The organism is Lacticaseibacillus suihuaensis, assembly GCF_054785075.1.
In genome coordinates, this window is sequence record NZ_BAAGBJ010000001.1 from 298,173 (window position 1) to 319,685 (window position 21,513).

Genomic DNA, 21,513 nt, shown 5'->3' on the forward strand with positions numbered 1-21,513 from the left:
ACCAAAAAAGCACCGTCCGACCTTGCGGCCAGACGGTGCTTTTTGGTGTGGGGCGGTCATTGCGCCGCAAGCGACACCTTGATTGCCTGGGCCACCGGCTTGGCAATGCCCAGCGCCTGGATGTCCTCAACCGATGCGTCCTTGATGTGGTTGACGGTCTTGAACTCGCGCAGCAGCTTGGTGCGGGTCCGTGGCCCCACCCCCTTGATCGTCTCCAGGCGGCTGGCCAGCGAGTTCTTGTTGCGCAGCTGGCGGTGGAAGGTGATGGCGAAGCGGTGAACCTCTTCCTGGATGCGCTCGAGCAAGTAGAAGCCCTGCGACTGCGGGTCGAGGTCCAGCGGCTCGTCGCGGTCGCCGAACAGCAGCGCCGCCGTCTTGTGCTTGTTGTTTTTGACCATGCCGGCGACCGGAATGTCCAGGTTCAGCTCGTTTTCCAGCACGTCCTTGGCCGCGTTCATCTCAATCGCCCCGCCGTCCATCAAAATCAAATCCGGCAGCGGCGCGTGTTCCTTGAGCAAACGGGTGTAGCGGCGACGAATCACCTCGCGGGTGTTTTGATCCTCGTTGGCGGAGTGGTCGCCTTGGTCCTGGGCGAGCTTGTACTTGCGGTAGTTGGTTTTTTCCGCCTGGCCGTCGACGAACTGCACCATCGCCGACACCGGCTCCGCCCCTTGGATGTGGCTGTGGTCGAAGGCCTCCATCACGTGGCCGAACGGCAACCCCAGCGCCTCAAAAATCTCGCGCTGGGCCCCGATGGTCGTGCGGTTGTCCAGCTCCATCAGGCGGAACTTCTCGTCCAGCTTGATGCGTGCGTTCTTGTGGGCCAGCGCCATTAAGGACCGTTTTTCGCCGCGCTGCGGGGTTCGCACCGGCACCTCGATCACCGACTCCAGCACCGCGTTGTTCACCCCGGCCGGCACCAGCACCTCCTTGGGCCGCACGTTGTTCTTGCGGTCGTAAAACTGCAGGATGAAGGACTCAAACTCCTCTTCGGCGGAGTTGACGATAGGAAACAGCCGCGACTCGCGCTTCATCAGCCGGGCCTGGCGGATGAAGAAGATCTGAATCGAGATCCAGCCCTTGTCCATGTAGAAATTGAAGATGTCGCGCTGGGTCTTGTCCGTCGAGATGATTTTTTGCTTCTCGACCGTCACGTCGATGTAGTGCAGCTGGTCGCGCAGCTCGGCGGCCCGTTCGAACTCCAGGCCGGCGGCGGCCTTGTTCATCGCCTGGGTCAGGTGCTGCGTAACCTTACCGGTGTTGCCGTCTAGGAAGCTCTTGATCTTGGTGATCTGCGCGGCGTATTCGGCCTCCGGCACCGTTCGCCAGCAGGCCCCGAGGCACTGACCCATGTGGTAATACAGGCACGGCCGGCCCTGAAAGCCGTTGCAGCGGCGCAGCGGGTAGACCTTCTCCAGAAAATGCATGGTCTCCTGGGCGGCGTAGACATTGGGGTAAGGGCCGAAGTAGTAGGCCCCGTCCTTCTTGATGTCGCCGGTGATCTCGAGCTTGGGGTCGCGCTCGTTGGTGATCTTGATGTACGGGTAGCCGGTGCCCTTCTTCAGCTTGATGTTGTAGTAGGGCTGCCACTTTTGAATCAGCGTGATTTCAAGGAGGAAGGCCTCCTTGTCGGAACTCGTGACGATGTAATCAAAATCGGCAATTTCCGCCACCAGCCGGGCGGTTTTACCGTCGTGGCTGGACTTGAAGTAAGACCGCACCCGGTTCTTCAGGTTCTTGGCCTTGCCGACGTAGATGATCTTGCCCATCACGTCCTTCATCTGGTAGCAGCCGGGCAGGTCGGGCAACAGCGCCAGCTTGTGTTCAATGTGTTCTGAGGCCACAATGCCCCTCCTCTCAAAACAAACGTTCGCTTACTATTGTACAAAGGGTGCTGACCAAACGCAAGCGACGACGCCTGGCCACTCAAAAAGCCGCCGCATGACTCGCGACGGCCGCGCCGAAGCCACCGCGCAGCGATTGCGCGGTGGCCCTGGCCTTATTCTGCTAGATTGCGCCGGTGGCGGTGGCCTTGTTGCGGCAACCGCGCCTTCTTGAATCAGCCTGGTGCAAGCCACCGGTCAGTGGCCCGCCGCAGCTACCTCGCATTGCGAGTAGGCGGGCCAAAATTGCGGCCGGTGGGTGGTGGTCCACACCCTGGTGGTCGGCCCCAATCGGAGGAGGCCGTTGCACGAAAACGTCGACGTTGTTGCCTGGTTCGACATGGCATGGGTGGGGGTACTGGGAATGCTTATGTCCCGGACCTTCCCCCTAAGCAGTAGAGTTGCAATCGCTGCGGCCGCAGCGCTTTCCCTGCCCGTTGACAATCATCTGAGGCTAGTGTAAGCCCTGCCACGCGAGCCGTCAACTTTGACGCTCACGCAAAAAAACACCCCCGTATGGGAGTGTTCTTGTGGCACTGCGTTATTAGTCGAGGATTTCGGAAACAACGCCGGCGCCGACGGTACGGCCACCTTCACGAACGGTGAACTTGGTACCCTTTTCGATCGCGACAGGGCTGATCATGTCGACTTCGAAGGTCACGTTATCGCCAGGCATAACCATTTCTACGCCTTCTGGCAGTTCGATAACGCCGGTAACGTCCGTCGTGTGGAAGTAGAACTGAGGACGGTAGTTGGAGAAGAACGGCGTGTGACGGCCGCCTTCTTCCTTGCTCAGGACATAAACTTCGCCCTTGAACTTGGAGTGGGTCTGGATCGAACCCGGCTTAGCCAAGACCTGGCCACGCTCAACCTGGTCGCGGCCAACGCCACGAAGCAGGACACCGACGTTATCGCCGGCTTCGCCCAGGTCAAGGGTCTTGCGGAACATTTCAAGGCCGGTAACGGTGGACTTGATAACTTCTTCCTTCAGACCAACGATGGAAACTTCGTCGCCGATCTTAACCGTCCCACGGTCGATACGACCGGAAGCAACGGTACCACGACCGGTGATGGTGAAGACGTCTTCAACAGGCATCAAGAAAGGCTTGTCGGTGTCACGAACTGGGGTTGGGATGTATTCATCAACCGTGTCCATGAGTTCCATGATAACCTTTTCCTGTTCTGGGTCGCCTTCAAGGGCCTTGAGGGCAGAACCGCGGATAACAGGAATATCGTCACCAGGGAAATCGTATTCGGACAGAAGTTCACGAACTTCCATCTCCACGAGGTCGGTCAGTTCTTCGTCGTCAACCAGGTCGGTCTTGTTGAGGAAGACGATCAGGTAGTCAACACCAACCTGGCGAGCCAAGAGGATGTGTTCGCGGGTCTGTGGCATTGGGCCATCAGTGGCCGCAACAACCAAGATCGCACCATCCATCTGAGCCGCACCGGTGATCATGTTCTTAACGTAGTCCGCGTGCCCTGGCGCATCGATGTGAGCGTAGTGGCGCTTTTCGGTCTCGTATTCAACGTGGGCGGTGTTGATGGTGATACCACGTTCCTTTTCTTCAGGGGCAGCATCGATGGATGCGTAGTCTTGCGCCTTGGCAAGGCCCTTTTCGGAAAGTACCTTGGTGATAGCCGCGGTCAGAGTGGTCTTACCGTGGTCAACGTGCCCGATCGTACCAATGTTTACGTGGGGCTTAGTGCGTTCATAGTGTTCTTTTTCAGCCATGAAAAAACGAACCTCCTGTATATTTTCGTAAAGACGCAAAGTCTAAACCCTGCAATCCTTTACGTTCTAGTGTACTACATTTAAGCCGAAATACCAAAGGAATATTTTGGCTGGAAATGAATTCCGAAAATGATTATATCGAGAATCCTGGGCTTTGTAAACCGGGAACGTCAACTTTTTTCCCTTTACACCAAAATCCCGTCATTTCGCCATATTCACGAGTTCTGCGGTCTGCGCCTGCAGCCAGTTGAATAACGCATGCTCCGCCTCGGTCACCGCATCCCCGCCCTTGTTCAGGTAGCTTTGGGCAAAGTGCTTGGGATCGGGAATCGCGCGGTCGACGAACGGGTACAAGTACCCCAGCTCAAAGCGCAGCACCTCTACGGTCGCCCGCATCAGCTCCGGATCGTTCAGCCCGATCTCAAGTTGAATGTGATTGAGCACCTGCAGCAGCGTCTGGTCGTTCAACACGCCGGGCAGCTGGCTTGGCACCACCACACCTTGGGTCTGATAGCCGGTGACGGTCACCGGCGTCGCATCCCCCACCGCCGTCAGCGCGTCGAGCAGGCTGATGCGAATCGCCGGGTGAACATCGGGGTCGGTCAAGTTGGGCTGGGCGGCCTCAATCATCACCGAGCGCGGCAGCCGGCCGAGGTCGGCGATGGCCAGCTCCTGCTCGTGCGGGGCGAACCCGCCGAGGTGGCGCAGCTTCTTAGCCAGCGCTTCGATGGCCGGGCCGTTTTGCGCCAAGTCGGCCTGCTCGGCGGCTTCGATGCGCTGCTTCAGGGCATCCTGGCCGGCCGCGACGTGGTGCAGCACCGCCCAGGCGAAGCGGTAATCCGGCAGGGCCAGCAGAATGTCGTACAGCAGGTCCGTGTCGTCAGGCGTGGCCAAAAAATCCTCCATGAACTGGCTGGCGTAAGGCACCGCACCCTTGGCATCCCCCAGGCCCAAAAGCGCTTGGGTCAAGGGCTTGGCCACCTCGAACACCGGGGTTTTCTTGAACGCCTTGTCCAGGTGCGGCACGGCGCTTGCGAAGTTTTGCTTCTTCAGTGCGGTCAGGCCTAAGGTGAGGTGGCGATCGCTGTTATTTGGCATTGTGACTACTTTTCCCATCATGTCCTCCAAAAAGACCCAAAAAACGGCACCCTGCGGTGTCGTTGTGGGCGATTATTGCCGCTTGGCGCTGTTTTGATTGACTTCCATGATGACCGGCAAAATCACCGGCCGCCGCTTGGTCTGCTCGAACAGGAAGCGACTCAGATCGTCTCTGACGCTTTGCTTGAGGGTGCTCCAGTCGAATTCCTTGTTGTCCAGGCTCTTTTGAACCGTGCCGGCCACCAAGTCGGCGGACTCGGTCATCAGGTCCTTGGCGGTTTTCATGTAGACGAAGCCGCGGCTTTGAATCTTCGGCTTGGCCACGATGCGCTTTTTCTTGCGGTCGATGGTGACCACCGCGATGAAAATGCCGTCCTCGGCCAGCATCTTGCGGTCGCGCAGGACGATGTTGCCGATGTCGCCGACCCCGATGCCATCGATCATGGTGTTGCCGGCGTCGACGTGCCCGGCGTTGTGCATCTTGCCCTTCTCGTAGCTCAAAATGTCGCCGATGTTGGGAATCAGGATGTTCTCGCTGGGAATCCCGGTTTCATGCGCGATTTCGGCGTGGGCGGCCAGCAGGCGGTACTCGCCTTGCACCGGAATCACGAAGCGCGGCCGCAGCAGGTTCAGCATCAGCTGCAGATCCGCCTTGTTGGCGTGACCCGAGGCGTGCAGGTCGTCGGACACCGCCTTGACCTCGCCGCCTGCGCGGTAGATCATGTCGCGGGTCTTGGCCGCCATGGTTTCCATCGCGTGGGAAATCGAGGTGGTGATGAACACCAAGTCGCCTTCGTGAATGTGAACCAAGCGGTGCTTGTTGGTGGCCATGCGCTGCAGCGACTTCAGCGGCTCGCCCATGCGACCGGTTTCGAGAATCACCACCTGGCTGTCGTCCAGGGACCGCAGCTCCTTAGTGGTCGCCAGGATGTCCGGGTTCGGCAGCACGATGTCGTTCAGGCGAATCGCCGTTTTGACCACGCGTTCCACCTCGCGGCCGGTCAAAACCACGCGCCGGTTGGTGGCGGCCGCGGCGTTCAGCACCTGCTGGATGCGCTCGATGTTGGAGGCCACGCTGGCCACCACGATGCGGCCGGTGTGGTACTTGAAGGCCTCTTGAATGTAGTTGTAGATCTCGTGTTCACTGGCGTTTTGGTACGGCGATTCCGCGTTGGCGGAGTCGGACAAAAGCGCCAGCACCTTGCGATCGCCAATCTTGGCCAGGCGCGACAGATCGGATGCGTACTGCGGCGCCGCGCTTTGGTCGAACTTGAAGTCGCCGGTGTAGACAATTGCCCCGCTCGGCGTTTCGATCACGATGCCCAAGGCCCCGGGAATGCTGTGGGTCGTCGGGAAGAACGATACCTTGATTTTGCCGAACTGGACGACGGACTTGGCCGTCACCTCGTGGAAGTCCTTGAACTTCTTGGCGGCCGGCGTGGTCATGTTGAGCTTGGCCAAGGCGATGGTCAGCTCGGAGCCAAAAACCGGCACCGGGTGGTCGACGAGGAAGTACGGCAGGGCCCCTACCGCGTCGGCGTGGCCGTGCGACAGGAAAATCCCCTCGATGCGATCCGCGTTCTCCGCCAGGTAGGTCAGATCGGGAATCACGATGTCGATCCCCAGCAGCTCGTTGTCGGGATACTTCAGCCCGAAATCACATACAAAAATTCGGTCGTCCACTTCGATTGCGTACATGTTCTTGCCGTTCTCACGTACACCACCGAGGGCGACCACCTTGATTTTACTCATGGGTTCACCTCTGGTTGATATTTAGGTTTTTCGCCAAGTCTTGGCACGAATAAATCCTTTTACCAGTGTACCACACCCCGCCCGGTCTTGCACCCAGCCAGCGGATGCCAACGGCCGGTGCAACCCCCAACCTAGGGCTCGCACCGGCCGTGGTGGCTGCGGTTCACTGGCCAATCAAGCCTGAGCCAGCTTCCATTCCAGAAGCGGCGTGTAAAAGCGCTGGTACCCCGCCTGATTCAGGTGGGTGCCGTCGCCATCGTGCGGGGTCTTGGCGCTATTGTACGAGTAACGCTTGGCCATGGGCCCCAGACACGTGTTGATCTGCCCCTCGCGGTAGACATCGACCACCGGGATCGCCCATTTGGCACAGGCCGCCCGGGCCGCTTGGTGCAGCTGGTCTTGCACCGACGCAGCCACCGTCGGCATCCGGTGCGGGGCGACGAAAAAGGCCGGGGTACCCGGATACTTGTCGCGCAGGGTCGCAAGCACCAGTTGAAAGGCGCCCAGGTAAGTGTTGGCATCGAAGGCGGCGGGGTCAAAGCCGGCCGCCAGCGTCCCCACCTGCCGGAGCTTTGGCACGTAGCTGGCCCCGTCGTTGGTCAGCCCGTCGAACACGATCAGGTCCGGGGCCAACGCCGGTGCTGATCGCAGCTGCCGGGCGACGTCGGCCACGTCATTGTCACTGGGCCAGGTGTGATCCGTCGGCCGCGTCGGCACCACGGTCGCGCCGTTTTCGGCAAACTTGGTGTAGTGCATGTGGTGCTTGGCCGCCAGGTCGTCGAGCATCCCGTAATCCAGCTCGTGACCGCGAATCAGTGAGTCACCAAATCCGTACAGCGTCGCGCCTTCAAGCAACATGGTGTGCCTCCTTGAGGGTGACATCGATCACCACCGGGAAGTGATCCGAGGCGTAATGGCCGTCCGGCGTCGCCGTCGCGTCGATGGTGTAGTGGTCAACCGCCACCGCCGGGGTGACGAACCAATAATCGATGCGCTTGGTCACCAGATCCGGCCGCGCCCGGAACTGCCCGTTGTCCTGGAAGGTCCCGGGGTACGGCATGTCTTGGTGCTTGGCCACCAGCTGCGCGTCCTCAAGCACCGCCGTGGCCTTTTGGTATGCCAGGTCCACGGGCTCGGAGTTGAAGTCGCCGGCCAAAAGCAGCGCCTCACCGGCCGCCAGCTGCGGCTTGAAGTAGGTCAGAAGCTGTGCCATGCCGGCCTCACGCGCCGGCTGCGACTGATCGTCCAGGTGTGTCACCACCGCGGTGAACACCCGGTCGGTCGCGCGTTCCCGCAACCGGGCCCACTGAAACAGCCGGATGCTGCCGGCCCCCGGGAACTTGGTCGGTCGATCCGGCGTCGCCCCCAGCCACTGGTGGCCCTGCGCGATCAGCGCGAACTTCTCGGGCAGGTAAAACAGCCCGTTGAACTCGCCGGCGGCAATCCCGTCGTCTCGGGCGACGCCGACGAAGCGGTAGGCGGCCAGTGCCTGCTTCAGGGCCGCAAGCGGCTCGGCCAACACCTCCTGCACCGCCAAGATATCCGGCGCCTGGGCCTTGATGTTGGCAATGATGTGTGGTCGGCGCTGGGCCCAGCGCCACTGGCCGCCTTCGTCCTCTGGGTTGTCGTAACGAATGTTGTACGTCATGAATCTCATGTCTGTCCCTCGTTTCAGCTTACTCACCGCGTTGCGGTCACCGTCTAGGATACGCTTTCACCAAAGCCTTGACCACCCGGTTGGACCGGTCAATTCCGCGAACATGCAAAAAACCGCCGCTGCAGGAATTGCAACGGCGGTTTCTGGTTTTTAACGACGCAGGCCAAGAGCCTTGATCAGGTCGCGGTAACGCGTGATGTCCTTGTTACGCAGGTAGCGAAGCAAGTTACGACGCTGACCGATCTTCTTCATCAGACCAACGTATGAGTGGTGGTCCTTCTTGTGAACGCCCAAGTGCGCGTTCAGGTTCTTGATGTCGGCGGTCAAAACGGCGATTTGGACCTCAGGTGAGCCAGTGTCGCCTTCGTGACGCGCAAACTTTGCGATGATTTCGTTCTTTTCAGTTTGAGAAACAGCCATGAGCTTATTTCCACCTTTCCTTAAATTGCCCGAAACTGCGGCAGACGACGGTGAACCGTCAGCGAAGTAGCGGGTTCAAAACTTGACCACGTCCCAGGCGCAAAGCCTGGTCATCCGAGGTCGCAACAAAAATCACGACCCCGGGTGATTACTTGGTCAAAAGTGCAGACAGGCGGCTCTTATCACGGCCGGCCTTGTTCTTGTGGATCAGGCCCTTGCTAGTGGCCATATCGATCGCACGAGCTGCTTCCTTGTACAGGTCCTGCTTGTTGTCAGCACCTGCCGCAGCAGCAACCTTGAACTTCTTGACCGTCGTGCGCAATGCGCTGACCTGAGCCGCGTTACGTTCGCGGTTTGCGGCCTGCGTCTTGACGCGCTTGATCGCAGATTTGATTTGTGGCATAGATGTCACCTCCGGGGATTGATCGGTTGTTTACACAACACAGAAGCTATTATAGCGAAGCCCCCCCGCCATTGCAACTAAAAGTTGTCAAGGTCAGACCCTTGATAGCAGATGACGGTCGGGTCGAAGTACCGCTCCTGAAAGGCCACGGCCGCAAGCACCGCGGCCGGTGTCAGCGGCCGGGCCGCCACCACCCACTTCTCCTCGCGATCATCGTGCCGACAGATCACGGCCTGCACCCGGCCGCAGTAGCGCTCAAGCGGCCGCGTCGGCCCCAGCACATAAGCGTCTTGCGGCTGGCCATCGCCGCCCAAGGTGCCGGCGACATAGCCGTAATTCACCGGGTAGCGCAGGGCCGGCCAGCGCGGATGGACGCTGCCCAGCGGCCGGTCGACCGCCACGGTGACGCGCTGCCCCAACGGGCCAAGCGCCTGGGGCAGCACCGCGGCCACCAGCCGCCTGCCCTGCGTCACCACCCGCAGCAAGGCGGCGTTGGGCAGCGCCGCCCAAAACGCGGCGCCGCGGCCGGGCCAGGCCGCCTCAAGTAGCGTCGCCATCGCCGTGCCGTGGGCCCCGGCCGCAACCACGGCCGAAGGCGCAAGCGCCACCGCGAAGGCACGGTACCGCGCCTGAGTCTCGCGCAGCGTTTCCCCACCGGAACCGGCAAAATCAAAGTCGGCCCACTGCCGCCGGGCGTAGCCTTGAAAGTCCGCCAGCCAGCCCGGCATCCGCCGCTCGCTCAGCCGCAGGTCCTGGCTCACCGGCAAGCCGCACCGCGTCGCTAAGGGAGTGACGGTTTGCACCGCGCGGCGCGACGGGCTGGCATAGATGGCCGTGTAAGGCGTCGCCGCCAGCCCCGTGGCCAGGCGTTCGGCCTGGGCCAACCCAAGCGGCGTCAGCGGCCGCTTGGCATCGTCTTGCTCACGCACATCGGGCTGGCCGTGGCGAATGAAGTCAATTCGCGTCATGCCCCGCCCCCTAACGCCGCGCCTGGCCGCAGTAGCGCAACACGAACAGCTCGAAGGCCAAGGCCTTATCCATGCGACCGGTTTTCATCGCCGCCTCCGTGTCGACCAGGCCGCTGTAAGCGCGTTGCAGCGCGGCGAGGCGGGTGTGTTGCACCGCCTGCAGCGCCAGCTTGACGCGGTACGGGTGAACCTTGAGGGTGCTGGCCAGGCTGCCTTGGCTGTAGCCTTTTTGCGCCAGAATGGCAACTTGCACCAGCAGGCGAAACTGCCCGACCAGCAGGCTGTTGAGGCGAATCGGTTCCTCTTTTTGCAGCAGCAGGTCGCGGTACAGCGCAATCGCCTGCGTCGCGTTACGCGCCACCACCGCAGACACCAGGTCAAAGACGCGATCCGTCAGCTGCTTGGGCACCAGCGCGTCGATGGCCGCCGCGTCCAGCGGCTTGCCGCCGGACGCAAAGACCGCCAGCTTGGGCAGCTCCCGCACCATCGCCGAGTAGTCCCCGCCGGCTCGCTGCACCAGCGCCTGGGAGGCTTCCGGGGTGATGGTGATGTGCTGGCTGCGCAAGGCGCGCTGAATCGCGGCCTGCGCCTCGCGCTGGTTCAAAGGTGCCACGTCGACCACTAGCGCCTGCTTCTTGATCGCCTTGACCAGGCGCTTGCGCTCGTCCAGCTTCGGGTAAGGTGCAACCAGCACCATGGTGGTGGAGGCAACCGGCTTTTGGCAGTAAGCGGTCAGGCCGTCGAGGTCGTGGACCGGTCCGCCCTTGGCCGCCTCACCGGTCAAAAAGTACGGGTCGGTGATGACCACCTCGCGAAAGTCGCCGAAAAACGGCTGCGACGACGCGTCGTCCAGCGCCACGGCCACCGGGGTCTGGCGCATATCGTAGGCCGCGTAGTTCATGGTCTGCTGATCCGGTGGCACCAGCTGCCGCAGCGCCTGCAGGGTGCGGTCGAGTAACGCCTGCTCGGTGCCGAGCACCAGCACCAGCGGCGGTCGCGGCCCGGTTTTGAGTTGTTGAATCAGTTCATCGACTTGCATGGCTTGGTCCTTCCAAAAAAGTGTAGAAGCGGTGGTTCTCGCGCCAGATCATGCCCGACTCCGCGGTGCTGAGCCAGGGAACGTGAGCGGCCGTCAGCCGGGCCAGGGTCTCGGGCGCCGGGTGGCCGTAGCGGTTCGCGACCCCTGCGGAGATCAGGGCCGCCTGTGGCTGAATTTGAGCCAGGAACTCGGCGCTGGTCGAGGTCTTGGAGCCGTGGTGGCCAGCCTTCAAAAAATCGACGGCCAGCGCTTGGGGCATCAGCACGGTGCGTTCGACGGTTTCGTCGGCGTCGCCGGTCAACAGCCAATTCTCGTTATCTATCGTACCATAGATCACCAGCGAGTCGGCGTTTTTGTCCGTCAGGCTGGCGGTCTGCGGCGACACCACCCGCAGGTGAATCGCCCCCACCGTAAGCGTTGCCCCGGCCAGCACCTGCTTGGTCTGACGCACCTCAGCGGCTACCGCCTGAATCGTGGGGTCGGCCGTCGCCGCCGGCGTGGTGTAAAGCGTGGTCACCGGAATCAGGCTGGCCAATAGCGGTGCATCCCCGACGTGATCGGCATCCGGATGGGTCAAGATTAAGGCGTCGAGCCGCGCCACCCCGCGAGCGTGAAGGTAGTTGACGATGGCGCGTTGGGCCGGCGGGTTGCTGCTGGTGCCAAAGCCGCGGCCCCCGGTGTCGATCAGGACGGTGCCGCCCTTGAACGGTGCCTCAATTAGAATCGCGTCGCCCTGGCCGACGTCAAACACGGTCACCCGCCAGGCCGGATGGACGTTGGCGACCAGCCAAGCCAGCACCACCCACACCACCAAGGGCCCCCACCGCCTTCGCCCCAGCCCGACTAGGACCGCCGCCACGCCGAGCACGGTCAGCACGGCCGGCACGGCGCCGAAGATCACCTGACCCGGCAGCGTGCCGACCTGCATCAAGGCCGCCTCACCGGCCTCAATCACCTGCTCCAACACCGCGGTCAGCTGCGGCTGCGGCCAGATGGCCACCAGCACCAGGGCCGGCATCAGCCCCAGCTCAAACACTGGCATCAACAGCCAGTTGAACCCGACCATCAACAGGTGCAAGCGAAAGGTCTGCGCAATCACCACCGGCGTTGAAGCCAGCGCCATGTGCCAGGCGGTCGCCAACCGGCCGCCGGCGGTCAAAAGCAGCACCCCACACAGCAGGTAGGTCAGCTGGCCGCCGAAGGTGTGAAGCACCCAGGGCCGCCACAGCAAGTTCAGCATCAGCACCAGGCTGAAGCAGTCCAACTGCGTCAGCCGCCAGTGCAGCCTGGCGTTGAGCAGCGCCACCACCCGCAGCCCGACCGCCCGGGTGATGCCGGCGCCGGGCGGAATCAGAATCAAGAGGCTTGGCAGCAGGCCGATCAGGGCCCAGTCGACGCCTTCCTTGGGGAGCCGCAGGCGGTCGCTCAGCGCGTACAAGGCCCCGATCAGAACGAACAGGTGTAGCCCGGACACCGAAAACAGGTGGAAAATCCCCAAATCAGAGAAGGTCTGCCGCTGAGCGGCAAAATCCGCGTCGAGCTGGCCCAAAAGCAGCCCCTTGGCGTAGGCCGCGACGCGGTCTGGCAGCCGGTTGAGCCGCTGCACGAACTGCGCCTGCAGCCCGGCCAGCCAATCGACCACCGTGACCACCGGCAGCGGCCGCCAAACAAGCGGCTGGGTCTCGCTTTGGTAGGCCAAGGCCGACTGGCGCCAGGCGTATTGCGCGTAGTCGAATTCGTATTGGTTGCGCGCCCCGCTCAGCCGCACCGGCGCCTTGGTCCAAGTCACAAGCGCCGGCGTGGTCAGCGCTTCAAGCGCCGCTGCTTGCGCCGGCGTCACCGTGACCAGGCCGCTCATCGGCACCCCATTTTGCGCCGTACCCACGTACCGCGCGGTGTCCCCCTGAAGCGTCCAGCCGGTCGGCAGCACCCGCACCGCCCCTGCCGGCACCGGTGGGGCCAGCGTCTGCTGCCGCTGCCAGGCGCCAAGCCAAATCCCTAGCCCCGCCAACACCAGCAAGGCGCCTTTCGCGAAGCGCCAGGCCTTAAGCCCCGCCCAGCCAATCAGCAAAAGCCCCAGCCACCAGGGCTGCAGGAACACGAGCAGACCACCGAGAAAGGCCGCCAGCCAAAACACCCCCTGCCGATTCATGGGCCGACGGTGATCGACGGCGCCAGCGCCTCGAAGGTCTTATCGCCGATGCCGCTGACGTTCTTGATATCTTCGATGGTCTTGAAGCCGCCGCTGCTTTCGCGGTAGGCGATGATGTCGGCCGCCTTCTTGGGACCGATGCCGCTGAGCGTCTCAAGCTCGGCCGCCGTCGCCGTGTTCAGGTTGACCAGGGCCTGGCCGCTGCTTGAAGCCGCCGCGGTGGCGCCCGGGGTGGCGCCCGGGGTGGCGCCTTGTGCCGCCGCAACCGGCGGCGTCTCCCCCACCGTTGGGATGTAGAGGCTCTCCTCATCTACCGCAATCTTAGCCAGGTTGACCTGCGTCACGTCGGCCTTGGCCGTCAACCCGCCGGCCGCCTTGACCACCGCGTCCCAGCGCGTGGTGCCGGTGATCGGGTACAGGCCGGGGTGAACCACCGCGCCTTTGAGGTAGACGAACCCGGGGCCGGGCTGGCTGCTGGCGCTTGCGGCCGCGGCCGCCGGCTGGCTGCTGCTCGCCACGCTTGCGCTGGCTGCCGGCGCCGCTTCCGGGGCCGGTTGCGGCTGGCGATTTTGCCACCACCAAAAGGCCGCGCCGGCCAGCACCAACAGCGGCAGGTACCAGTAATCTTTGGCCCATTGCTTGACTTGCATCATCGCGCTCACCTCCTATTCAAGAGATTACGCGCAAGACGGTCGCCGCCCCGCGCCAGCAAAAAAGCTTCCGCCGTTGGGGGGAAGCTTCGGACACAGATTTCGATCTAATCGCGGGTGGTCAGGTAGTCCACCGCGTCTTGCAGGTGCTTGACCGGCACCACCACCATGTGGCTGCCGATCGCCTTGGCCGCCTTCTTGGCCACCGCATAGTTGTTTTGGTAGCTGGGGTCGGCCTTGAGAATCGCCTTGGTCGCCGGCTGATTCGGGACGAAAAAGACCTTGGCCCCTTCCTTGTTGGCAATCACGACCTTCTTGTCGATGCCGCCGATCTGCCCGACCGTACCATCAGCCTCGATGGTGCCGGTGCCGGCTACGTTTTGACCCTGACGCAGCCTTTGGTGCGTGATCAGCGTGTAGGTCTCAAGGGCGAACATCAGCCCAGCGCTGGGGCCGCCGATCGAGCCGGCGTCGATGGTCACCTTGGGCTTCGTGCTGACCGTCGTGTGCTCGGTCAGCGTGATGCCGATGCCGGCCTGCTTGGTGTTGGGCAGCTGCATCAGCTTGGCCGTCGCCTGGTGTGACTTGCCGTCGCGCAGGTAGGTCAAGGTCAGCGCGGTGCCGACCTTGCGCGTCTTGATAGCGGCGACGTAATCGGCGGCCGTCTGGTAGTGCTTGCCGTCAAGGGCGGTAATCGTGTCACCCAGCTTCAGCTGGTTGCGAAACGGCGAATCCTTGAGCAAGGACATCACGTAGATGCCAAGGTGGTTGACCACCACCTTGCGCTTGGCCTGCTTGAAGGCCGCTTGAATCGCGTTGTTGGCCGCGCTTTGGATGTCGTAGCGCTGCAGCAGCTCGTATTCGGCGCTTGAGTCCGCCCCCATCAGCTCGGTTTTGGACAAAATCTCTGAGTAGGGCTGGAACTTGCTCCACACCAACACCGCCGGGGTGGCCGGGCCGATGATGCCGACGGTGGTCAGCATGTAGCTGCCGGCCTCTTGGTCCTTGATGCCCTGCACTTTGACGTAGGGCTTGAGCGACTCGGCCGAGCCCGGCACCTCGACGTACTTGCCGGTCGGCGCGAACAGGAAGGCCAAGACCGCCAACGCGGCGAGGCCGAACGCCCAAAACCGCCGGGTTCGCTTACGCATGCGGCTCACTTCCAAACTTCGCCTTCAAGGCCCGGTCGACATTCGCCGGCACCAGCGCGGAGACGTCGCCGCCAAAGGCCGCGACCTCCTTGATCAGGCTGGACGAGATGAAGCGGTAGCGCTTGTCGCCGAACAAAAGCACCGTTTCGATGTCCGGCGCCAGGTTGGCGTTCATGTCGGCGATGCCGCTTTCGTAGTTGTAATCGGCGGTGTTGCGAACCCCGCGGATCAGCGCGGTGGCGCCGATCGACTGCGCGTAGGCGACGGTCAGCATCGCCGGTTGGGCCACCACCTGGACGTTGGGCAGCGCCGCAGTCGCGGCCTGAATCAACGCGAGCTTCTCGGCCGCCGAAAACAGCGGCTTTTTGCTGGTGTTGGTCATCGCCGCAATCACCACGCGGTCGAACAGGCGGCTCGCCCGTTGCACCGTGTCGAGGTGGCCGTTGGTGAACGGATCAAAGCTGCCCGGGAACAATGCGATTCTTGCCATTTTGCCTCACTCGCTTCGCTTTAGAATCAAAACCTGCGCCACGCCGTATTTTTGCAGGCGCAGCTGCTCGTAGCCTGGGATGGTCGCCGGGTACGTCACGTCAAGCCCGGTTTCAAGCAGCACCCGGCCGCCTGGGGCGAGCAGGCCCCGCTCCCGGATGGTAGCCAGCTGGGCCAGCACCTCCTGTTGGGCATACGGGGGATCGGCCAAGATCAGGTCGAACTGCGCCTCAGCCGCGCCGAACTGCGCCAACGCACGGTCGACCGGGGCCTTGAGGACGGTGAACCGCTCCGGCGCGTGGGTCAAGGCGACGTTCTCGCGGATCGTCTTGATCGCCGCAAACTGCTTGTCGACCAGCGTCGCATGCGCCATGCCGCGAGACACCGCCTCGATGCCCAGGGCCCCGGTGCCGGCGTAAAGATCCAGCGCCGCGCCGCCTGAGAACTGCTGGCCCAACATGTTGAACATGGATTCCTTGACCTTGTCAGCGGTCGGCCGGGTCTTGTCGCCTGGGACGGCGTTCAGCCGCCGACCGCGAAACTCGCCACTAATGATGCGCATGGGCTTCCCCCTTAGGTGCGTCGTCGTCTTCGTCGTCTTCCACCGCCGCGAGGCTGGAATCACCGGCGTATTCGGTTCGCAGCGCGGCCTGAGGCGATGGCACCGCGCTTTTGACGAAGCGCAGCTTCTCTACCTTGGCGATGGTGTCGGCCACCTTGTCTTCATCGAGGTACAAATACACGTATTTCATGCGCTTGGACACGTACAAAACCGTGCCGTAGTGCCGCAGCGCCTTGATTTGCTTGAGTGAGTACACCCAAACCACCAGGCCCTGCCGCGCTGTCACTTCAAGCATGACGGGTCACTCCTTTCACTCTCACTGCGGTTGGTCTAACCCTGGCTGATCGGCTTGAGCGTCGCCAGCAGCTCCTGGCTTTGAACCAGGTCGCCGGCCGCCACGTACAGGTGCGTGACGGTGCCGGCAAACGGCGCATGCACCGTGGTTTCCATCTTCATCGCCTCGGTGACAAACATGGCGTCGCCGGCCTCAACTTGCTGACCCACCGCCACCGCGACGTTCAGGATGCGGCCACCCATCGGGGCCGGAATCTGGTTGGCATCCGTCGGCTCGGCCAGCTGGTGGCCAACCGTGCTTTGCTTGGCGCTGGCGTCTTTGACCTGCACCTCGCGCTTTTGGCCGTTGACCGTGAAGTACAGGGTTCGCAACCCGGCGGCATCGGGTTCGCCGATCGCGTCCAGCTGCATGATGTACATGATGCCAGGCGCCACGGCGACGCGAATCCGCTCGCCGATGCGCATCCCCTGAAAGTAGGTCGGGCTGTCGAGCATGGTCACCGGACCGTACACCGCCTGGTTCTTCAGGTACTGCTTGAAGACGTCGGGGTACAAAATCGCCGACAGCACCTGCTCTTCGGTTGGATGCGCCAGGCCGCTTCGCTTAAGGCCCTCACGCACCGCGGCAAAGTCGACGGGTGCAGCCAGGCTGCCCGGCCGCACCGTCAGCGGGGCCTGGCCCTTGAGGATTTTGGCCTGCAGCGCCTGGGGGAAGCCGCCGACCGGTTGGCCGAGGTCGCCCTTGAAAAAGGCCACCACCGATTCCGGAAAATCGAGGGTCTCCCCGCGCTTTAGCACATCTTCTGGCGTCAGCTCGTTTTGCAGCAGGTAAAGGGCCATGTCGCCGACCACCTTGGACGACGGCGTCACCTTGATGATATCGCCGAACAAGTCGTTAACCTGCTGGTACATGCGCTTGACCGCCTCAAAGTCCAACAACCCCATGCTCTTGGCCTGCTGCTGCAGGTTGGAGTACTGGCCGCCCGGCATCTGCACGGCGTAGATGTCGGTCAGTGGCCCGGTCACGTTGCTGGCAAAATCGGCGTAGTAAGGCCGAATCGCCTGGAAGTACTGGTTCAAATGCTCGGCGCGATCGATGTCCACCGCCGGCTGGCGCGGGGTGCCGGCCAGCGCGTAGTACAGGCTTTGAAGCGACGGCTGGCTGGTGGTGCCCGACAGCGCCGACTGCGCGACGTCGACCACGTCGACCCCGGCGGCGACGGCCTGCACGTAGGTCGCCACGCCATTGCCGGTGGTGTCGTGGGTGTGCAGGTGCAGCGGCACGTCGACGGCGTCTTTGAGCGCCGCCACCAAGGCGTAGGCCGCCTGGGGCTTGAGCAACCCCGCCATGTCCTTGATCGCCAGCATGTCGGCGCCGGCGGCCACCAGCTCCCGGGCCAAGTTGACATAGTAGCTCAGATCGTACTTGGGGTGGGTGCTGCTCAAAATGTCCCCGGTGTAGCACATGGTGGCCTCCGCCAGCTTGCCGGTGGTCTTGACGGCATCGATCGAGTGGGTGAGCTGCGGCACCCAGTTCAGCGAATCAAAGATGCGAAACACATCGATCCCGTTCTTGGCCGCGACTTCGATGAAGCGCCGAATCACGTTGTCCGGGTAGTTCTTGTACCCCACCGCGTTGCTGCCGCGAAACAGCATCTGCAACAGCGTGTTGGGCAGCGCCTGGCGCAGCGCCTGCAGCCGCCGCCACGGGTCCTCGTTCAAGAAGCGGTAGGCGACATCGAAGGTCGCCCCGCCCCAGGCCTCGACGGAAAACAGGTCGGGCAGCGCGTTTTGCATGTCCGGGGCGACCCGCAGCATGTCGCGGGTTCGCATCCGCGTGGCAAACAGGCTTTGGTGGGCGTCGCGGAAGGTCGTGTCCGTCAACAGCACCCGCGGCTGGTCGCGCAGCCAGGTCGTGACCGCCTTTGGGCCGCCTGCGGCCAGCATCTGCACCAGATTGGTCTTGGGCGCGGTCTTTGGGAACTGCAGGTGGTACTGCCAATCCGGGTAGTACTTTTGGGCGTGACGCTCCAGACCCGGGAAGCCGTTGACCGTGATTTCACCGACGTAGGCAATCAGCTGGTCGGTTTTGGAAGCCTGGGGCTTGAGCTTGAACAGCGCCGGCGTGTTGTCGATGAAGGTGGTTTCGGCTAGGCCTTGCTGGAACACCGGGGCGGCCAGCACATTGACCAAAAACGGCAGGTTGGTCTTGACGCCGCTGATGCGAAACTCGCGCAGGGCCCGTTGCATCTTGGCCACCGCGCCGGCAAAGGTCGCCGAATGCACCGAGGTCTTGACCAGCAGCGAGTCGTAGTAAGGGCTGACCACCGCCCCGGCGTAGGCGTTGCCGACGTCCAGCCGCACCCCGTAGCCGCCCGGGCTGCGGTAGGTCTTGATGGTGCCGGTGTCCGGCATGAAGTGGTTGGCCGGGTCCTCGGTGGTGATGCGGCACTGAATCGCCGCCCCGCGAGCCGACAGGTCGGCTTGCTCGGGCAGCTTGAGATCCGCAAACAGGTCGGCGCCGGCCGCCACCCGCAGCTGGCTTTGGACCAAGTCGACATCCGTGATCAGCTCGGTGATGGTGTGTTCGACCTGGATGCGCGGGTTGACCTCGATGAAGTAGAACTGATCGCCTTCGACCAGGAATTCGACGGTCCCGGCGTTTTCGTAGTCGACGCTGCGCATCAAGGCGACCGCGGCGTCACAGATGCGCTGGCGCAGTGCCGGGGCCAGGCCGACCGCCGGGGCGATTTCAATCACCTTTTGGTTGCGCCGCTGCACCGAGCAATCGCGCTCGAACAGGTGCAGCAGGTGACCGTGCCAGTCCCCGAGCACCTGCACCTCGATGTGCTTGGCGCTTTGGATGTACTTCTCCACGTACATGCGGTCGTCACCGAAGCTTGCCACCGCCTCGTTGACCGCGTTTTGGTACACGGCTTCAAGCTCTTCCTCCGAATGCACGATGCGCATGCCCTTACCGCCGCCGCCGCTGGCCGCCTTGAGCATCACCGGAAAACCGTGCAGGCGGGTGAAGGCCAGAATTTCCTGGTAGTCCTCGGTCGGCTCCGGGGTGCCGGGAATCGTGGCAAGCCCCGCGGCCTGGGCCGCCTTTTTGGCCGCAACCTTATCACCGAAGATATCGAGCAGCTCGGGCCGCGGCCCGACGAAGGTCAGCCCGGCGGCGATCACCTTCCGCGCGAACGCGGCGTTCTCGGACAGCAGGCCGTAGCCGGGATGGATCGCATCCGCCCCGCTTTGTCTGGCGATGCGAATGATGTCGTCGGCGTCGAGGTAAGCGGCGATCGGCGCCTTGCCAGCGCCGACTTGGTAGCTCTCTTGGGCCTTGAAGCGGTGAATGGCCAGCTCGTCTTCCTTGGCAAAAATGCCGACGGTGGCGAGCCCCAGCTCCTCGGCGGCGCGAAAAATGCGAACGGCAATCTCGCCGCGGTTGGCAACCAATACTTTATGCATGCAAGGCCCCTGCTTTCTCTTTGGCTTTGTGCTCACTGGCACTGATGTTCAACATGATGCCGACCGAGGCGGACAACACCAGCATCGACGAGCCCCCATAAGAAATGAAGGGCAGCGTGACGCCGGTCACCGGCAACAGGCCAGTCACCGCCCCGACGTTGAAAACGGTCTGAATCAGCATCATGGTCGCAATCCCGTACGCGATCAGCGCGTGGAAGTTGTTCTTGCTGCGGATGCCGACCAGGTAAAAGCGCATGATCAAAAAGAAAATTCCGAGCAGCACCAAGGTGGCGCCGATCAGCCCGAGCTCCTCGGCGACCACCGCGAGGATGAAGTCCGTGTAAGGTTCCGGCAAGAAGCCGAGTTTTTGGCTACTCATGCCAAGCCCCACCCCGAACAGGCCGCCGTGGTCGATGGCCAAAAGCGAGTTGACCACCTGATTGCCATCAGTCTTCGCCATTTGGAACGGGTGCAGGGCCGCGACGATGCGCCGCAGCTGGTAGTGCTTGCGCAAAAGCGTGGCGGAAAAGGTGACGCGACTGGCTGCAAAGTAGGCGCCGCCGGCCAATGCCCCCGCCAAGGCGCCGATGCCGACCCCGTAGCGCAGCGAGATACCGCTGGCGAACAGCATGACCGCGGCGATCACCGCCAGAATCATCGCGCCGCCGGTGTCCGGCTCGACCAGCACCAACACAATCAAGACGAAGACGAACAGCAGCGGCTTGCGCAGCTCCCGCACCTGAAAGTCGATGCGGCGCATCTGGTCTTGGCGCATGGTGAACATGTGGGCCAGGTAGATAATCATGATCAGCTTGGCGAACTCGGTCGGCTGAATGTGAAAGCCGCCCACCGGAATCCAGGCGCTGGCCCCGTTGATGGCCGATGACGGGTGCAGCAGACCATGCACAATCAGGTACACCAGGCTGCCGAACAGCGCGACGTTAGCCAACCACTGAAAGGAAGGCCAGCGCAGCACACTCAGCTTCAGGTAGTAGAACAGCCCGACCAGCACCAGGCCGATGAGCACAAACACCAGCTGCTTGATCATCACCGCGTTTTGCGCCTGGCCGTAGTGGGTCTGGATGTAGTAGGCGCTGGCGGAATAAACCATCACCAGCCCGGTCGCACACAAGAGCAGGTATGGCACTAAGATGTAGTAATCCAGGTAATGAAGCTTCTTAAGCACAGCACTCGCCCTTTCGCGGCAAAATGTACCATAATTCTACCACAGATTGCACCGCCGTGCGGCCGGGCTTGCCGCGGTGGCCTCGACCCGACCACCAAAAAGCCGCCGTAGCTTGATGGCTGCGGCGGCCGCGCCGAAGCCACCGGGCAGCTGAACGTCCGGTGGCCTTGGCCCTGTGCTGATTGGTTGCAAGTCTCAGGTGATCGCGAGGCGGCGATGGTCAAGTCGCAACCCCCTGTTGAAACAAGCCACCGGTCAATGCCCCACCGCAGCTACCTCGCAATGCGAGTAGGCGGAACAATAAGCAATCGGTGGATGGTGGTCCACACCCTGGTGGTCGGCCTCAATCGGAGGAGGCCGTTGCACGAAAACGTCGGCGTTGTTGCCTGGTTCGGCATGGCATTAGTGGGGTACTGGGAATGCTTATGTCCCGGACCGTTCCCCATAGACGGTGGTCGTGCTGCGGCTGTGAGCAAAGCCGCCGCCCCGTCCTAAGACAATCATCTGAGTGTATCGTAAGCCCTGACCTTGCCGCCGTCAACTTATAAGCTCACAGCGTTGCCAGTTTCGCCGCCCGGCACCGCGGCGAGCGACCGGTCCCCC

The 21,513-nt window shown here is 62.6% G+C and carries 18 protein-coding genes; all 18 read right to left on the reverse strand.

Annotated features, from left to right (window positions below; genetic code table 11):
• Positions 1–56 precede the first annotated feature (56 nt).
• Positions 57–1,844 carry an excinuclease ABC subunit UvrC gene (gene uvrC / locus ACYVRZ_RS01325; protein ID WP_461224128.1) on the reverse strand — a complete coding sequence of 596 codons (1,788 nt, stop codon included), beginning with the start codon at positions 1,842–1,844 and terminating at the stop codon, positions 57–59.
• 583 nt (positions 1,845–2,427) lie between these two features.
• Positions 2,428–3,618 (reverse strand): elongation factor Tu, encoded by a 1,191-nt coding sequence (gene tuf, locus ACYVRZ_RS01330; protein ID WP_262314541.1) that lies wholly within the window; start codon positions 3,616–3,618, stop codon positions 2,428–2,430.
• 201 nt (positions 3,619–3,819) lie between these two features.
• Complete coding sequence (locus tag ACYVRZ_RS01335) at positions 3,820–4,734, reverse strand: hypothetical protein (RefSeq protein WP_461224130.1); 915 nt, start codon at positions 4,732–4,734, stop codon at positions 3,820–3,822.
• Between the two features lie 54 nt (positions 4,735–4,788).
• Positions 4,789–6,468, reverse strand: coding sequence for a ribonuclease J (locus ACYVRZ_RS01340; RefSeq protein WP_461224132.1), 1,680 nt, complete (start codon positions 6,466–6,468; stop codon positions 4,789–4,791).
• Between the two features lie 174 nt (positions 6,469–6,642).
• Positions 6,643–7,326: an SGNH/GDSL hydrolase family protein gene (locus tag ACYVRZ_RS01345; RefSeq protein WP_461224134.1), complete on the reverse strand. Its 684-nt coding sequence runs from the start codon at positions 7,324–7,326 to the stop codon at positions 6,643–6,645.
• Positions 7,316–8,125 carry an endonuclease/exonuclease/phosphatase family protein gene (locus ACYVRZ_RS01350; protein ID WP_461224136.1) on the reverse strand — a complete coding sequence of 270 codons (810 nt, stop codon included), beginning with the start codon at positions 8,123–8,125 and terminating at the stop codon, positions 7,316–7,318. The genes ACYVRZ_RS01345 and ACYVRZ_RS01350 overlap by 11 nt, the downstream gene beginning before the upstream one ends.
• Positions 8,126–8,275: 150 nt before the next feature.
• Positions 8,276–8,545, reverse strand: a complete 270-nt coding sequence (gene rpsO, locus ACYVRZ_RS01355; RefSeq protein WP_262314536.1) for a 30S ribosomal protein S15 — start codon at positions 8,543–8,545, stop codon at positions 8,276–8,278.
• A 148-nt stretch (positions 8,546–8,693) separates the two neighbouring features.
• A complete protein-coding gene (rpsT, locus tag ACYVRZ_RS01360; RefSeq protein WP_262314535.1) occupies positions 8,694–8,948 on the reverse strand; it encodes a 30S ribosomal protein S20 in 255 nt (84 codons plus the stop codon).
• 77 nt (positions 8,949–9,025) lie between these two features.
• Complete coding sequence (locus tag ACYVRZ_RS01365; RefSeq protein ID WP_461224138.1) at positions 9,026–9,916, reverse strand: histidine phosphatase family protein; 891 nt, start codon at positions 9,914–9,916, stop codon at positions 9,026–9,028.
• 10 nt (positions 9,917–9,926) lie between these two features.
• On the reverse strand, positions 9,927–10,955 hold the full coding sequence (gene holA / locus ACYVRZ_RS01370; RefSeq protein WP_461224140.1) for a DNA polymerase III subunit delta: 1,029 nt from the start codon (positions 10,953–10,955) through the stop codon (positions 9,927–9,929).
• Positions 10,942–13,107, reverse strand: a complete 2,166-nt coding sequence (locus ACYVRZ_RS01375; RefSeq protein ID WP_461224142.1) for a ComEC/Rec2 family competence protein — start codon at positions 13,105–13,107, stop codon at positions 10,942–10,944. Before ACYVRZ_RS01375 ends, holA begins: the two co-directional genes overlap by 14 nt.
• A complete protein-coding gene (locus ACYVRZ_RS01380) occupies positions 13,104–13,760 on the reverse strand; it encodes a helix-hairpin-helix domain-containing protein (RefSeq protein ID WP_461224144.1) in 657 nt (218 codons plus the stop codon). Before ACYVRZ_RS01380 ends, ACYVRZ_RS01375 begins: the two co-directional genes overlap by 4 nt.
• 104 nt (positions 13,761–13,864) lie before the next feature.
• Positions 13,865–14,908 (reverse strand): SepM family pheromone-processing serine protease, encoded by a 1,044-nt coding sequence (locus ACYVRZ_RS01385; RefSeq protein WP_461224146.1) that lies wholly within the window; start codon positions 14,906–14,908, stop codon positions 13,865–13,867.
• Positions 14,901–15,398 carry a pantetheine-phosphate adenylyltransferase gene (gene coaD, locus ACYVRZ_RS01390; protein WP_461224148.1) on the reverse strand — a complete coding sequence of 166 codons (498 nt, stop codon included), beginning with the start codon at positions 15,396–15,398 and terminating at the stop codon, positions 14,901–14,903. The genes ACYVRZ_RS01385 and coaD overlap by 8 nt, the downstream gene beginning before the upstream one ends.
• Positions 15,399–15,404: 6 nt before the next feature.
• Positions 15,405–15,959, reverse strand: a complete 555-nt coding sequence (gene rsmD / locus ACYVRZ_RS01395) for a 16S rRNA (guanine(966)-N(2))-methyltransferase RsmD (RefSeq protein ID WP_461224150.1) — start codon at positions 15,957–15,959, stop codon at positions 15,405–15,407.
• The gene (locus ACYVRZ_RS01400) at positions 15,946–16,254 is read right to left on the reverse strand and encodes a YlbG family protein (protein WP_461224152.1); all 309 of its coding nucleotides are present in this window, start codon (positions 16,252–16,254) and stop codon (positions 15,946–15,948) included. Before ACYVRZ_RS01400 ends, rsmD begins: the two co-directional genes overlap by 14 nt.
• Before the next feature lie 35 nt (positions 16,255–16,289).
• Positions 16,290–19,724, reverse strand: coding sequence for a pyruvate carboxylase (locus ACYVRZ_RS01405; RefSeq protein WP_461224154.1), 3,435 nt, complete (start codon positions 19,722–19,724; stop codon positions 16,290–16,292).
• Complete coding sequence (locus ACYVRZ_RS01410) at positions 19,717–20,910, reverse strand: FtsW/RodA/SpoVE family cell cycle protein (RefSeq protein ID WP_461224156.1); 1,194 nt, start codon at positions 20,908–20,910, stop codon at positions 19,717–19,719. Before ACYVRZ_RS01410 ends, ACYVRZ_RS01405 begins: the two co-directional genes overlap by 8 nt.
• Between the last annotated feature and the right edge of the window lie 603 nt (positions 20,911–21,513).

Excerpts from the sequence above, each read along its gene's own strand:
- tuf (WP_262314541.1), bottom strand. The coding sequence starts at position 3,618 with ATGGCTGAAAAAGAACACTATGAACGCACTAAGCCCCACGTAAACATT.
- ACYVRZ_RS01335 (WP_461224130.1), bottom strand. The coding sequence starts at position 4,734 with ATGGGAAAAGTAGTCACAATGCCAAATAACAGCGATCGCCACCTCACC.
- ACYVRZ_RS01340 (WP_461224132.1), bottom strand. The coding sequence starts at position 6,468 with ATGAGTAAAATCAAGGTGGTCGCCCTCGGTGGTGTACGTGAGAACGGC.
- ACYVRZ_RS01345 (WP_461224134.1), bottom strand. The coding sequence starts at position 7,326 with ATGTTGCTTGAAGGCGCGACGCTGTACGGATTTGGTGACTCACTGATT.
- ACYVRZ_RS01350 (WP_461224136.1), bottom strand. The coding sequence starts at position 8,125 with ATGAGATTCATGACGTACAACATTCGTTACGACAACCCAGAGGACGAA.
- rpsO (WP_262314536.1), bottom strand. The coding sequence starts at position 8,545 with ATGGCTGTTTCTCAAACTGAAAAGAACGAAATCATCGCAAAGTTTGCG.
- rpsT (WP_262314535.1), bottom strand. The coding sequence starts at position 8,948 with ATGCCACAAATCAAATCTGCGATCAAGCGCGTCAAGACGCAGGCCGCA.
- ACYVRZ_RS01365 (WP_461224138.1), bottom strand. The coding sequence starts at position 9,916 with ATGACGCGAATTGACTTCATTCGCCACGGCCAGCCCGATGTGCGTGAG.
- holA (WP_461224140.1), bottom strand. The coding sequence starts at position 10,955 with ATGCAAGTCGATGAACTGATTCAACAACTCAAAACCGGGCCGCGACCG.
- ACYVRZ_RS01375 (WP_461224142.1), bottom strand. The coding sequence starts at position 13,107 with ATGAATCGGCAGGGGGTGTTTTGGCTGGCGGCCTTTCTCGGTGGTCTG.
- ACYVRZ_RS01380 (WP_461224144.1), bottom strand. The coding sequence starts at position 13,760 with ATGATGCAAGTCAAGCAATGGGCCAAAGATTACTGGTACCTGCCGCTG.
- ACYVRZ_RS01385 (WP_461224146.1), bottom strand. The coding sequence starts at position 14,908 with ATGCGTAAGCGAACCCGGCGGTTTTGGGCGTTCGGCCTCGCCGCGTTG.
- coaD (WP_461224148.1), bottom strand. The coding sequence starts at position 15,398 with ATGGCAAGAATCGCATTGTTCCCGGGCAGCTTTGATCCGTTCACCAAC.
- rsmD (WP_461224150.1), bottom strand. The coding sequence starts at position 15,959 with ATGCGCATCATTAGTGGCGAGTTTCGCGGTCGGCGGCTGAACGCCGTC.
- ACYVRZ_RS01400 (WP_461224152.1), bottom strand. The coding sequence starts at position 16,254 with ATGCTTGAAGTGACAGCGCGGCAGGGCCTGGTGGTTTGGGTGTACTCA.
- ACYVRZ_RS01405 (WP_461224154.1), bottom strand. The coding sequence starts at position 19,724 with ATGCATAAAGTATTGGTTGCCAACCGCGGCGAGATTGCCGTTCGCATT.